12 protein-coding genes are annotated in these 13,191 nt (G+C 71.8%); 5 read left to right on the forward strand and 7 right to left on the reverse strand.

The features are described from left to right. On the forward strand, nucleotides 1-566 hold a 566-nt coding region (locus tag ABZ783_RS15020), incomplete at its 5' end, for a DUF4190 domain-containing protein (RefSeq protein WP_357437959.1). A gap of 136 nt (nucleotides 567-702) precedes the next feature. Here ABZ783_RS15020 and ABZ783_RS15025 read toward each other — a convergent pair. Then, complete coding sequence (locus tag ABZ783_RS15025; protein ID WP_357437962.1) at nucleotides 703-2,043, reverse strand: DUF6350 family protein; 1,341 nt, start codon at nucleotides 2,041-2,043, stop codon at nucleotides 703-705. Between the two features lie 157 nt (nucleotides 2,044-2,200). Here ABZ783_RS15025 and ABZ783_RS15030 point away from each other — a divergent pair, with 157 nt between their 5' ends. Further along, nucleotides 2,201-2,467 carry a DUF4190 domain-containing protein gene (locus ABZ783_RS15030; RefSeq protein ID WP_357437964.1) on the forward strand — a complete coding sequence of 89 codons (267 nt, stop codon included), beginning with the start codon at nucleotides 2,201-2,203 and terminating at the stop codon, nucleotides 2,465-2,467. A gap of 104 nt (nucleotides 2,468-2,571) precedes the next feature. Here ABZ783_RS15030 and sucD read toward each other — a convergent pair whose 3' ends face one another. The 3 genes from sucD to ABZ783_RS15045 all read right to left on the reverse strand — a co-directional run bounded on the left by sucD (nucleotide 2,572) and on the right by ABZ783_RS15045 (nucleotide 5,637). Further along, nucleotides 2,572-3,459 carry a succinate--CoA ligase subunit alpha gene (sucD, locus tag ABZ783_RS15035; protein WP_357437967.1) on the reverse strand — a complete coding sequence of 296 codons (888 nt, stop codon included), beginning with the start codon at nucleotides 3,457-3,459 and terminating at the stop codon, nucleotides 2,572-2,574. 2 nt (nucleotides 3,460-3,461) lie between these two features. Then, nucleotides 3,462-4,640, reverse strand: a complete 1,179-nt coding sequence (gene sucC, locus ABZ783_RS15040; protein WP_357437969.1) for an ADP-forming succinate--CoA ligase subunit beta — start codon at nucleotides 4,638-4,640, stop codon at nucleotides 3,462-3,464. A gap of 592 nt (nucleotides 4,641-5,232) precedes the next feature. After that, entirely contained in the window at nucleotides 5,233-5,637 is a 405-nt protein-coding gene (locus ABZ783_RS15045) for a cobalamin B12-binding domain-containing protein (RefSeq protein WP_357437971.1), read from the reverse strand. Nucleotides 5,638-6,112: 475 nt separating this feature from the next. Between ABZ783_RS15045 and ABZ783_RS15050 the strand changes: the two genes are divergently transcribed. Further along, complete coding sequence (locus ABZ783_RS15050) at nucleotides 6,113-6,826, forward strand: M23 family metallopeptidase (protein WP_357437973.1); 714 nt, start codon at nucleotides 6,113-6,115, stop codon at nucleotides 6,824-6,826. 254 nt (nucleotides 6,827-7,080) lie between these two features. Then, nucleotides 7,081-7,866: a M23 family metallopeptidase gene (locus ABZ783_RS15055; protein ID WP_357437976.1), complete on the forward strand. Its 786-nt coding sequence runs from the start codon at nucleotides 7,081-7,083 to the stop codon at nucleotides 7,864-7,866. 55 nt (nucleotides 7,867-7,921) lie between these two features. Here the strand turns inward: ABZ783_RS15055 and pcrA are convergent, their stop codons facing one another. Continuing rightward, nucleotides 7,922-10,321, reverse strand: coding sequence for a DNA helicase PcrA (pcrA, locus tag ABZ783_RS15060; RefSeq protein WP_073834837.1), 2,400 nt, complete (start codon nucleotides 10,319-10,321; stop codon nucleotides 7,922-7,924). A 295-nt stretch (nucleotides 10,322-10,616) separates the two neighbouring features. Here pcrA and ABZ783_RS15065 point away from each other — a divergent pair, with 295 nt between their 5' ends. Beyond that, complete coding sequence (locus ABZ783_RS15065) at nucleotides 10,617-10,970, forward strand: chorismate mutase (RefSeq protein WP_357437978.1); 354 nt, start codon at nucleotides 10,617-10,619, stop codon at nucleotides 10,968-10,970. 175 nt (nucleotides 10,971-11,145) lie between these two features. On the opposite strand, the gene ABZ783_RS15070 is transcribed toward ABZ783_RS15065, so the two are convergent. Both ABZ783_RS15070 and ABZ783_RS15075 read right to left on the reverse strand, forming a co-directional pair. After that, entirely contained in the window at nucleotides 11,146-12,162 is a 1,017-nt protein-coding gene (locus ABZ783_RS15070; protein WP_357437980.1) for a dipeptide ABC transporter ATP-binding protein, read from the reverse strand. Beyond that, nucleotides 12,155-13,183 carry an ABC transporter ATP-binding protein gene (locus ABZ783_RS15075; protein WP_073834959.1) on the reverse strand — a complete coding sequence of 343 codons (1,029 nt, stop codon included), beginning with the start codon at nucleotides 13,181-13,183 and terminating at the stop codon, nucleotides 12,155-12,157. The genes ABZ783_RS15070 and ABZ783_RS15075 overlap by 8 nt, the downstream gene beginning before the upstream one ends. Nucleotides 13,184-13,191 lie beyond the last annotated feature (8 nt).

The raw sequence follows: 13,191 nt of genomic DNA on the forward strand, positions 1-13,191 counted from the left end.
GTACCGGGCAGCAGCCCACCTCCGGCCAGCCATACGGCCAGCAGCCCGACCCGTACGCCCAGCCGCCGCAGGCGCCGCAGTACGGGCAGCAGCCCACCTCCGGCCAGCCATACGGCCAGCAGCCCGACCCGTACGCCCAGCCGCCGCAGGCACCGCAGTACGGGCAGCAGCCCACCTCGGGCCAGCCGTACGGCCAGCCGACCTCCGGGCAGCCCTACCAGGACCCGTACGCGCAGCAGCAGCCGTACGGCGCCGCGCCGACGTACCCGGCCGCGGGCTACCCGCAGCCGCAGGGGCAGGGGCAGAACAACAACCTCGGCCTGATCGGCATGATCGCCGGTATCGCCTCGATCGTGCTGGGCCTCTGCTGCCCGCTGCTCGGCATTCCGGCCGGCATCGCCGGCGTGGTGCTCGGCGTGATGGGCCAGAAGAAGGCCCAGCAGGGCCTGGCGACCAACGCGGGCCAGGCCAAGGCCGGCCTCATCTGCGGCGGAATCGGCGTGGTCATCGGCATCATCAACGCCATCGCGGGCGCCGCGATCAACCTGAGCAACCTCGGCTCCTGACCCCAACAGAAGGGGGCGTCCGGCACCGCCGGCCGCCCCCTTCTCCTTTCCCAGCTCCTTGCCCAGCCCACACCCCACCGGGTCGATCAAGAAGTTTGCGTCCGGCTCGGCGGTCGTCCCGACGCAAACTTCTTGATCAACGCGGCGGGGCGGGTGGGCGCGGGGCGGCGGGGCGGGTGGGAGTGGCGCGGGAGGGGGTGGGGGTGGTGGTGCGGGCGAGGGTCTTGGTGGCGGCGGCGCCGAGCAGCGCGCCGGCGGCGACCACCAGGGTCGCCACCCCGGCCACCTGCCACCAGACCGGGCCGATCTCGGCGAGCCGGCCGCCGCCGAGCGGACCGCCGGAGAGCGCGGCGGCCAGGCCGAGCAGCGCCCCGGCGACCGGGCCGGCGAGCGCCGCCGGGACGAGCAGCGCGGGCCAGCCCACCGTCGCCCGCCCGTCGGTCGCGGCCCGCAACAGCCGCCGGGCCAGCAGCCAGCCGGCCGCCATCCCGGCCAGCACCGGCACCGCGAGCAGTCCCGCGCCGGCCCCGTCCATCGGGCCGCGCGGCAGCCCGGCCAGCAGCGGTACGGCCGGCAGCGCGCCGAGCGAGACCTCTCTGACCTGGACGGCGGTGCCGCTGCCGACGGCGAACCCGGGGCCGAGCAGATAACTGGCCGACCAGACGGTGGCGTTCGGGGCGTACGCGAGGCTGACCAGGGTGATCCCCGCCTGACCGGCCACCCCGGTCCGGTACGCGCCGATCATGTCGGCCGCGTCGCCGCCCCCGGTGGCCACCGACAGGCCGGCCGCCCCGGCACCCGCCGCGAGCAGCAGCAGCCCGGCGACCAGCCCGGTCCGCACCCCGTCCCGCAGCGGCGGCGGGGAGCGCCGGGCCAGCAGCACCGAAACGGCCGTGGTGCGCGCCGCGCCGACCAGTGCGCACACCGTACCGAAGATCCAGAAGGTCACCGCGGCCCGGACCGGGGACACCTGCGGGCCACCGGCACTGACCGCGATCGCGGCGACGGCGCCGAGCAGCGCGTACCCGACGCCGACGGCGACCCCGGCGGTGAGCGCCTGCCGGGGCGAGCGACCGCCGCGCGCGCCGATGGCCCGGCTCACGTGCACGCCGGCCCGGGTGAGCCGCCAGACGGCGAGCACGGTGAGGGCGAGCGGCGCCAGGCCGAGCGGCCCGGCGGAGGTCCCCAGCGGCACCCCGTGGCCGAGCAGCCAGCCGGCGGCGCCGACACGCAGCGCACCGGGCAGCGAGCCGGCGTCCGCGCTGAGCTGGGCCAGGCCGAGCACCAGGGTGACCGGCAGCCAGGACGTCACGGCCGCCCACCCGGCCGCCACCCCGGCGGCGACGGGCAGCGGGGCCCGGCCGCGCGAGCCCTCCCCGGACCGGGGCGCGGGCACCCGCGGCGCCGGTCGGGCGCGGCCGGTCGGCCGGGCACCGGCGGCGGGACGGCGTGGCTGGTCAGGGGTGACGGGTGGCATCGCGTTCTACTCTGGCATGTCACGCGGGCGGCGGCAGTCCGATACCGCTCCGGCAGAGCGGCGAGTTCCCTGATCCACCGGCTCTCTGCCCCCGATCCGGTTAGCCTCGGCCCAGGACGTGACCGTTCGTCGCCGGCCCGTCCGTCCGGAGGAAGCCGTGAACGCTCCATACCCGCCGCCACCACCACCGCCGGCCCCCGGCCGGGACCGCACCATTCTCTGGGGCGTCCTGGGGATCGTCCTCGGCGTGCTCTGTTGCGGCATCCTGGGCATCGTCTTCGGCTACCTGTCGATCCGGGACGCGCGGCGTTTCGGGCGTTCGCAACTGCTCGGCTGGCTGGCCGTCGCGCTGGGCGTCATCAACCTCATCGCCAGCGCGATCGTCCGGGCTCGGGGCGCCCACTACCCCTACTGGTACCGCTGACCCGCCGGGCCGGCCGCACCGGACTCGCCCGCCCAAGCGCCGCGCAACAAGCCCGCGGGGGCCGACCGGACCCGGTCGACCCCCGCGGTACGTGACCCGGCAGCTCAGCGGCCGGACATGATCTCCCGCATCAGCTTGGCGGTCTCGGTCGGCGTCTTGCCGACCTTCACGCCGACCGCCTCCAGCGCCGCCTTCTTCGCGTCGGCGGTGCCCGCCGAGCCGGAGATGATCGCGCCGGCGTGGCCCATGGTCTTGCCGGGCGGGGCGGTGAAGCCGGCGATGTAGCCGACCACCGGCTTGGTGACGTTGGCCTTGATGAACTCGGCCGCCCGCTCCTCGGCGTCACCGCCGATCTCACCGATCATCACGATGGCGTCGGTCTCCGGGTCCGCCTCGAACGCGGCCAGCGCGTCGATGTGGGTGGTGCCGATGATCGGGTCACCGCCGATGCCGACGCAGGTCGAGAAGCCGATGTCGCGCAGCTCGTACATCATCTGGTAGGTCAGCGTGCCGCTCTTGCTGACCAGGCCGATCCGGCCGCTGCCGGTGATGTCGGCCGGGATGATGCCGGCGTTGGAGGCGCCCGGCGAGGCGATGCCCGGGCAGTTCGGGCCGATGATCCGGGTCCGCTCGCCCTTCGCCACGTTGTACGCCCAGAGCGCGGCGGTGTCGTGCACCGGCACACCCTCGGTGATCACCACGGCCAGCTCGATGCCGGCGTCGATCGCCTCGATGGCCGCGGCCTTGGTGAACTGCGGCGGCACGAAGATGACCGTGACGTCCGCCCCGGTCTCCTTCATGGCGTCGGCGACGGTGGCGAACACCGGCAGCTCGGTGCCGTCGAAGTCGACGGTCTGGCCCGCCTTGCGCGGGTTGACGCCACCGACCACGTTGGTGCCGGCGGCGAGCATCCGCCGGGTGTGCTTGGAACCCTCGGAACCGGTCATCCCCTGCACGATGACCTTCGAGTCCTTGGTCAGCCAGATAGCCATGATCAGACCCCCGCAGCCGCCAGCTCGGCGGCCCGCTCGGCCGCGCCGTCCATGGTGTCGACCCGCTCGATCAGCGGGTTGTTCGCGCCGTCGAGGATCGCCCGGCCGGCCTCCGCGTTGTTGCCGTCGAGGCGGACGACGAGCGGCTTGGTGACCTGCTCGCCGCGCTGCTCGAGCAGCGCCAGCGCCTGCACGATGCCGTTGGCGACCGCGTCGCAGGCGGTGATACCGCCGAAGACGTTGACAAAGACGCTCTTGACCGAGGGGTCGGAGAGCACGATCTCCAGGCCGTTCGCCATCACCGCGGCGCTCGCGCCACCGCCGATGTCGAGGAAGTTGGCCGGCTTGACGCCGCCGTGCCGCTCGCCCGCGTACGCCACCACGTCGAGGGTGGACATGACCAGGCCCGCGCCGTTACCGATGATGCCGACCTCGCCGTCGAGCTTGACGTAGTTGAGGTCCTTCTCCTTGGCGGCCTGCTCCAGCGGGTCCACCGCGGCCTGGTCGACCAGGGCCTCGTGATCCGGGTGCCGGAACGCGGCGTTCTCGTCCAGGCTGATCTTGGCGTCCAGCAGCAGCAGCTTGCCGTCCTTGGTCTTGGCCAGCGGGTTCACCTCGACCAGCGTGGCGTCCTCGGCGACGAACGCCTGCCACAGCTTCACCGCGACCTCGACGACCTGGTCGGCCACCTCGGCGGGGAAGCCGGCTGCGGTGACGATCTCGCGTGCCTTCGCCTCGTCCACGCCGACGTTGGCGTCGATCGGAGCCTTGACCACCTTCTCCGGGGTCTCGGCCGCGACCTGCTCGATGTCCATGCCGCCGGCCACGCTGGCGATGCAGAGGAAGGTACGGTTCGCCCGGTCGAGCAGGTAGGAGAAGTAGTACTCCTCGGCCACGTCCGCGGTCACCGTGATCATGACCTTGTGGACCGTGTGACCCTTGATGTCCATGCCGAGGATGTCGGTGGCCCGGGCCACCGTCTCCTCCGCGCCCTCGGCCAGCTTGACCCCGCCGGCCTTGCCGCGGCCGCCGACCTTCACCTGCGCCTTGACGACCACCCGGCCGCCGAGGCGTTCGGCGATCGCGCGGGCCTCCTCCGGGGTAGTGGCGACGCCGCCGGCGAGCACGGGCAAGCCGTGCCGCTCGAACAGGTCCCGCCCCTGGTACTCGTACAGGTCCACGATTGCGCGTCCCGTCCCGTCTCCGCGGCGCGCCCTCGCGCCGCCACCAGCGTTGGAAAATAAGTTTGACGCCTGTCATCAGATGAGACAGGCCATTTGCCGCAGCCTAACGAGATGGGAACCGGGGGCAACCGAGCGGGTGCGCGGTGTGCCGTAATGCACAGCCACCGTTCCCCGGTACGCCCAGGCGGCCCAGCGAAGAGATGTCCGCGCCGCGATCGGTAGACCCAGGCCTCTCCCCTACCGCATGGAGGCCGTACCGGGGCCGCTCCACCAACGACGGCGATCTGGTCGGGCGGACTCATTCCGGAGGGCGGGTCAGCCATCCGGGGGATTTACGGAAGAGGCGTAACCGCCCGGTGGGGGCGTCGTTGAGTCTGATGTCGGAGCGCTGGTACAGCGCGGCGACGGGAGCGGCCGATGCCCTGTCGGTCGAGGGGTGGCGGCGGGGCATCGTGCATAGAGGGGCCGGGCGTGTGAGGGGTGCGTCCGGCCCCTCCCCCCTGTCCGGAGTTCCCCGGTCGCGTCCGCCCGGCATTCTTCTTTACCGCCGCTCGCGCGGACGTCGATCGAGGACCGGGCGCGACCCGGGTCAGGCGACCGGCTGGGCGACGTTCTCCCGGACCCACTCGACGATCGACTGGGTGGTGGCGCCGGGGGTGAAGATCTTGGCGACGCCGAGCCGCTCCAGCTCGGGGATGTCGGCGTCCGGGATGATGCCGCCGCCGAAGACCACGATGTCGGCCGCTTCGCGCTCGGCGAGCAACTCCAGCACCCGCTTGAAGAGCGTCATGTGCGCGCCGGAGAGCACGGAGAGGCCGACCGCGTCGGCGTCCTCCTGGATGGCGGTCTCCACGATCTGCTCCGGGGTCTGGTGCAGCCCGGTGTAGATGACCTCCATGCCGGCGTCCCGCAGGGCACGCGCGACGACCTTCGCGCCCCGGTCGTGGCCGTCCAGGCCGGGCTTCGCGACGACGACCCGGATACGAGAGCTCATCAGGGCACACCTTTCACCGGCTACGGCACTGTCACCTGAACGAACGGTAACCCGCCCGGTCGGGTGCCGGGAACCCGGGCCGGCAGCGTTGGGGCCTGTCTCATACGACCGCGCCCGCATCAGGCGGATCCGACGTGCGGAACCCGGGCGGCAGTCACCTGGAGCACCGCGCCCACTACCGCGCGCCCCCGTACGCCCAAAGCCGGACGCCTCCGCCGAACGGTCACTGTCCGCGACGAACGGACAGTGATCGGGCCCTCCAACCGGCGGCACGAGACATGACAAGAGCGGATGTAAAGGGACAGAAAGAAACACTATTTCGGCGCTTTGGCTTGTGACCAGTGTGGCTGTTGGCTAACGTGTCCACGGTTGTCATCAGGTCCACGGACGGGTGACGACGCGGCCACCGGACGTTCGACGGAGCTTCATCGAACGGCTGGAGGTCGCATCGGATCCCCGACAACGGAGGGTGTGCGTGCGCCAGCGCCTGTCGTCTGAGCCCGATAGATATCGCGGTCGACGCCGCGTACCCACCCCCCCGCGGAGCCGCTACGCCGCGGTCGTGACGACCGCTTTCGTGGGAGCCGGCATCGTCGCCCTCGGCGCGAACGCCCTCCCGGACGCCAAGAGTGTCAGCCCGTCGGCCATCGACGAGCTCAAGCGGGCCTCGATCACCAGCGAGGACGTAGCGAGCCGCGCCGACAGTGCTGACGTGCCGACCCGCGCCGACCGCGGGCAGAGCAAGGCCGCGACCGAGCAGGACACCTGGCTGCTGCCCCTGCACGGATACGACTTCAACGCGCCCTACGGCGTGCGCTGGGGCAAGTTGCACACCGGCATCGACCTGGTCGCCCCGGAGGGCACGCCGTACACCGCGATCCACAGCGGCACGGTCACCAAGGCGGGCTGGTTCGGCGGCTACGGCTACGCGGTGATCGTCCAGCACCCGGACGGCAGCGAAGCCATCTACGGTCACTCCTCCGAGGTCAGCGTCAAGGAGGGCCAGCAGGTCAAGGCCGGCGACCAGCTCGGCCTGGTCGGCAACACCGGCCACTCCTACGGCTCCCACCTGCACCTGGAGATCCATGTCAACGGCCAGCCGCAGGACCCGGTGCCGTGGCTCATGAAGCGCGGAGTGGACATCCAGATGGAAATCGAGACAATCTACGCCGAGCCAGCCGCGTCCTGACGCTGCGCATCGTGCATTGACCGCCCGGATCGCAGGATCTGGGCGGTTTTTTCGTTGGCGCAGAAGTTGGCTGGGTCACAGCGAGAAGTGTGAGCAGCGCCACGACCACGCATGATCCTTTTTTCCAGCAAATCGCACTGGAACGGGCTGAACCCGGACACGATCGATCACCAGTCCGACCCGGCCTCCCGGACCCAGTACCCGCCACGACCGGAGCCGACACCAGTATTTCGAGGTCACGTGCCCCTCGACTGATGAAGGTCCCCGTGCAGGAAGCCAGCTCCAGCCAGAACGAGAAAACCCCGGACGCCCCCGCCCGGCATCGGCGGCGCGCGAGCACGGGTCGCCGTGCCACCTACCTGGTCCTCGGCGCGGTCGCCCTGGTCGGCCTCGGCTTCGGCGGCGTCTCCGTCGCCACCACCGACCATGGCACCCCGGCACCGGCCGCCGTCGACTTCGACGCCCAGGCCCGCGCCGAGGACGCCGCCCGCGCCGACCGCTCCGTCCGCGAGTCGACCGCCCCGGTCACCCCGTCGGCCACCCCGGCCAGCCCCTCGCCGAGCCCGACTGCGGCCAGCCCCACGCCGACGAGGACGGCCACCGCCAAGCCGAAGCCGAAGAAGACGGTCCCGCCGAAGCCCGCCTGGGTCATCCCGATGAAGGGTGCCACGGTCACCTCCTGCTACGGGCCGCGGTGGGGCACCCTGCACGCCGGGATCGACTTCGCGATGCCCGCGGGCACCCCGATCCACGCGGCTGCGGCCGGCACCGTGGTCAAGGCCGGCGACGCCGGCGACGGGTACGGCAACTCGGTCTTCATCGACCACCGCAACGGCTACCTGACCCACTACGGGCACCAGAGCCGGCTGATCGTCAGCGTCGGCGACAAGGTGAGCGCCGGCCAGGTCATCGGCTACGAGGGCGCCACCGGCGACGCCACCGGCCCGCACCTGCACTTCGAGGTGCACCAGGGCGCCATGTGGAACCAGATCGACCCGGCGCCTTTCCTGCGCGCCCGGGGCATCGACGTGGCCTGCTGACGGCCACGGCACGAGGAGGGGCCCGGTCCGGCACCCGCCGGGCCGGGCCCCGCCGTCAGAGCTTGTCGATCGGGGCGTGCCGGAGCACCAGCCACATGGTCTGGTCGCCGAAGTCGATCTGCGCCCGGGCGCCCGGGCCGTGCCCCTCGACGGCCAGCACCCGGCCCAGCCCGTAGCGCTGGTGGTTGACCCGGTCCCCCACCGACACCTTCGGCGCCTGCCGCAGCTCGCTGGCCGTGGACAGCCGGCTGGCATCCACCCCGAGCCGCTTCGCGAGCTGGGTCGCCTTCGGCGTACCCCCGGTGAAGCCGCCCCGGCCGCCGGGCGCGCGGTCCGCGCGGCCGCCGACGCCGCCGCCACCGCCGGCCCACGAGGTGTACGAGGCCTCGAGGCGCTCCCAGCGGACCAGCTCCGGCGGCAGCTCCTCGAGGAAGCGCGACGCCGGGTTGTACGCCGGTGCCCCCCAGGCCGACCGGGTGACCGCCCGCGACAGGTAGAGGCGCTGCCGGGCCCGGGTGATGCCCACGTACGCCAGTCGCCGCTCCTCCTCCAGCTCCCGGTTGTCGCCGAGCGAGCGCAGGTGCGGGAAGACGCCGTCCTCCAGGCCGCTGAGGAAGACGACCGGGAATTCCAGGCCCTTCGCCGTGTGCAGCGTCATCAGGGTGACCACACCCTGGTGCTCGGGGTCGTCGGCGGGGACCTGGTCGGCGTCGGCGACCAGCGCCACCTGCTCCAGGAACCCGGCCACCGTGGCCCGCTCCTCCTCCTCGCCCAGCGCCTCGATCCGCTCGGTGTATTCGCGGGCGACGCTGACCAACTCCTGAAGGTTGTCCACCCGGCCGGCGTCCTGCGGATCCAGGCTCTCCTCCAGCTCGCTGAGGTAGCCCGAGCGGGTCAGCAGGGCCTCCAGCACGTCCTCGGGGGTGCCGGTCGCGGCCAGCTCGCGCGCCGAGTCGAGGAGCGCGACGAACTCGGCGATGCCGTTGGCGGCCCGGGTGGAGATCCCGGGTGCGTCCTTGGCCCGGCGCAGCGCCGCACCGAAAGAGATCCGGTCCCGGCTGGCCAGGGCCTCCACGCACGCCTCGGCCCGCTCGCCGATGCCCCGGCGCGGGGTGTTGAGGATCCGCCGCAGGCTGACCGTGTCGTCGTCGTTAACCACCGCGCGCAGGTAGGCCAGTGCGTCGCGGACCTCCTTGCGCTCGTAGAAGCGCACGCCACCGACCACCTTGTACGGCAGGCCGACCCGGATGAACACCTCCTCGAAAACCCGGGACATGGCGTTGGTGCGGTAGAAGACCGCCACGTCGCCGGGGCGGGTGTCACCCTGGTCGACCAGCCGGTCGATCTCCCGCGCCACCCAGTCGGCCTCGGCGTGCTCGGTGTCGGCCACGTAGCCGACGATCTGCTCGCCAGCGCCGGCGTCGCTCCACAGCCGCTTCGGCTTGCGGGAGGTGTTCCGGTCGATCACCGCGTTGGCGGCGTTGAGGATGGTCTGGGTGGAGCGGTAGTTCTGCTCCAGCAGGATCGTCCGGGCGTCGGTGAAGTCGCGCTCGAACTCGAGGATGTTGCGGATGGTCGCGCCCCGGAACGCGTAGATCGACTGGTCGGCGTCACCCACCACGCACAGCTCGGCCGGCGGGATCCCCTCGGTGCCGGAGACCAGCTCCTTGATCAGCACGTACTGGGCGTGGTTGGTGTCCTGGTACTCGTCCACCAGCACGTGCCGGAACCGGCGCCGGTAGCTCTCCGCGACGTGCGGGTGCGACTGGAGCAGGTGCACCGTGGTCATGATCAGGTCGTCGAAGTCCAGCGCGTGCGCCTCGCGCAACCGCCGCTGGTAGAGCGTGTAAGCCTCGGCCAGGGCCCGCTCATTGGGCCCCTTGGCCCGGGCGGCGAACGCCTCCGGGTCGACCAGCTCGTTCTTCAGGTTGGAGACCTGGGCCGCCAGGCCGCGCGCCGGGTAGCGCTTCGGGTCCAGGTCCAGCTCGCGGGCGACGAGCTGCATCAACCGGCGCGAGTCGTCCGCGTCGTAGATCGAGAAGGTGGACTTGAGCCCGGCGTGCTCGTGCTCGGCGCGCAGGATCCGGACGCAGGCCGAGTGGAAGGTCGACACCCACATCAACCGGGCGCGTGGGCCGACCAGGGCGGCCACCCGCTCCTTCATCTCGCCGGCGGCCTTGTTGGTGAAGGTGATCGCGATGATCTCGCCCGGGTGCACGTCCCGCGCGGCGAGCAGGTACGCGATCCGGTTCGTCAGCACCCGGGTCTTGCCGGAGCCGGCGCCGGCCACGATCAGCAGTGGGGAACCGGCGTGGGTGACCGCGTCCCGTTGGGGACCGTTCAACCCGTCGAGGAGTGCCTGCGGGTCCGGCCGGACGGCCCCGGGCCGGCGCGACGGGGCCGGGCGGGACTCCGGCGCGGGCGGGGGCGCGGGAATGTCGAAGAGAGGATGCATCGCACGGCGAGTCTATGCCGCCCGGCGGACACTTCCCGCCCACGCCGGCCCGGACGAGACGAAGCCGCCAGTGCCCCGTCCCATCTGTTGGCGGGTTTCCTTGCGCGCCGGGCCCGCCGGTCGGCATACTCGACGACGTGTTCGGTCAGCGCTTCTACTTTTACTACGGCACCGGGAGTCCGGCAGCCGTAGGTCGCGCCTGATCACAGACCTGCGAAAGCCCCGGGCTCCTGGAGCCCGGGGCTTTTTCGTCCCGGGATCCGGGCACCGGGCCCGAGACCCGAAGGGTACGACGATGATGACTGACGTGGTGGAGTCCAGCGGCAGCCCGGCGCGACACGACCGGACCGGCGACACCGACCCGACCGGGGCCGCTGCGGCGCGGACCGGCACCGACGACTCGGCGGCCGCCGAGCGGATCGTGGCCATCCGCGAACGGATCGACGAGATCGACCGCACGATCATCGCCCTCTGGCAGGAGCGGGCCGCGCTGTCGCAGGAGGTCGGGGCCACCCGGATGGCCTCCGGCGGCACCCGCCTCGTGCTGTCCCGGGAGCGGGAGATCCTGGAGCGGTTCCGGGAGGCGCTCGGCGCGGACGGCACCCAACTCGCGCTGCTGCTGCTCCGCGCCGGCCGTGGCCCGCTGTGAGGAGCTCGGACGGCGGCTTCAGGTCGTGGCGCGGCGAAAGACCGGCCTTCATTCGGTCCGAAGCGCCGCCCAGCGGCGCGGAGGCCGAATTATGGCCGCCAGCCGAGCTGGAGTCGCCGGACATCACGAACCGCCTGCCGGCGTCGAGCTGACGCCGGCAGGCGGTCCGGATCGATCAGGCCACCTCGTGGGCGGGCACGATCTCCCGCCGCTCGGCGAAGTGGCAGGCGCTCGGGTGATCCGAGCCGGGGCGGATCTGGAGCAGCGGCACCTCCTGGGCGCAGAGGTCCTGCGCCTTCCAGCACCGGGTGCGGAACCGGCAGCCCGAGGGCGGGCTGATCGGCGAGGGGACGTCACCGGTGAGCCGGATGATCGCCTTGTTGTCCCGCAGCGTCGGGTCCGGCACCGGCACCGCCGACAGCAGCGCCTGGGTGTACGGGTGGGTCGGCCGCTCGTAGATCTCGTCCTCGGTGCCGATCTCCACCATCTTGCCCAGGTACATCACGGCGACCCGGTCGGAGAGGTGACGCACGACCGACAGGTCGTGGGCGATGAAGACGTACGACAGACCGAACTCGGCCTGGAGCTTCTCCAGCAGGTTCATCACCTGCGCCTGGATCGACACGTCCAGGGCCGACACCGGCTCGTCGCAGACGATGACCTCGGGCCGCAGGGCGAGCGCCCGGGCGATGCCGATGCGCTGCCGCTGACCGCCGGAGAACTGGTGCGGGTACCGGTTGATGTGCTCCGGGTTCAGGCCGACCAGGTCGAGCAGCTCCTTGACCTTGGTCCGGCGGCTGCCGCGCGGGGCCACCTCGGGGTGGATCTCGAACGGCTCGCCGATCAGGTCACCGACCGTCATCCGCGGGTTCAGCGAGGTGTACGGGTCCTGCATCACCAGCTGGATCTGCCGGCGCAGGCGCCGCAGTGCGCCACCGGACAGCTTGGAGATGTCCTGCCCCTTGTAGAGCACCTGGCCGCTGGTCGGCCGCTCCAGGTTCATCAGGACCCGGGCGAGCGTCGACTTGCCGCAGCCGGACTCGCCCACCACGCCCAGGGTCTCGCCGGCCTTCAGGTCGAAGGAGACGCCGTCGACCGCCTTGACCTGACCGATGGTCTTCTTGAACACGATGCCCCGGGTCACGGGGTAGTGCTTGACCAGGTCACGGACCTCGATGATGTTCTCAGTCACGGTTCACGAGCTCCTCGGCGAAGTGGCAGGCGCTGGCCCGGCCGCTGCCGATCTGCAGCAGCGGGGGCAACTTCTCCCGGCACACCGGCTGCGCCATGGGGCAGCGCGGGTTGAACGGGCAGCCCGACGGGATGTTCATCAGGTTCGGCGGGAGGCCCTTGATGGTGCGGAGCTCCTGCCCCTTCTCGTCCAGCCGGGGGATCGAGTTGAGCAGGCCGAGGGTGTACGGGTGCGCCGGCTTGGCGTACAGGTCGTACACGTTGGCTTCCTCGACGATCCGGCCGGCGTACATCACCGCGATCCGGTCCGCGACGTCGGCGACCACGCCGAGGTCGTGGGTGATCAGGATCATGCCCATCTGCCGCTCCCGCTGGAGCTCGCCGAGCAGGTCCATGATCTGGGCCTGCACGGTCACGTCCAGCGCGGTGGTCGGCTCGTCGGCGATCAGCACCTCCGGGTCCAGCGCCAGCGACATCGCGATCATGGCGCGCTGCCGCATGCCGCCGGAGAACTGGTGCGGGTAGTTGCTGAACCGGCCCTTGGCGTTCGGGATCTTCACCTGGTCGAGCATCTCGATCGCGCGCTTCTTGGCGTCCGAGCGGCTCATGCCGCGCCGGACGCGGAACTGCTCGGCGATCTGGAACCCGACGGTGAAAACCGGGTTGAGGGCGGAGAGCGAGTCCTGGAAGATCATCGCAATGCCCTCGCCCCGGATCCTTCGCCGCTGCTCGGCGGACATCTTGAGCATGTCCTTGCCGTGGAAACGGACCTGGCCACCGGTGACGAAGCCGGGCGGAGTGTCGAGGATGCCCATGATGGTCTGCGCGGTGACGCTCTTGCCGGAGCCGGACTCGCCGAGCACGGCGAGGGTCTCCCCCGCGTCGACGTGGTACGTCACCCCGTTGATGACCTTGGCGACGCCGTCCCGCGTGCGGAACTCGACCCGCAGGTCGTCAACCTCGAGCAGGCGGCCCGAGGGGCGGCCGGATCCGTCGGCGCCCGGCGCGGACTGCTCGGACACGAGAATGT

The organism is Micromonospora sp. NPDC047738, assembly GCF_040642675.1.
Classification (GTDB): Bacteria; Actinomycetota; Actinomycetes; order Mycobacteriales; family Micromonosporaceae; genus Micromonospora.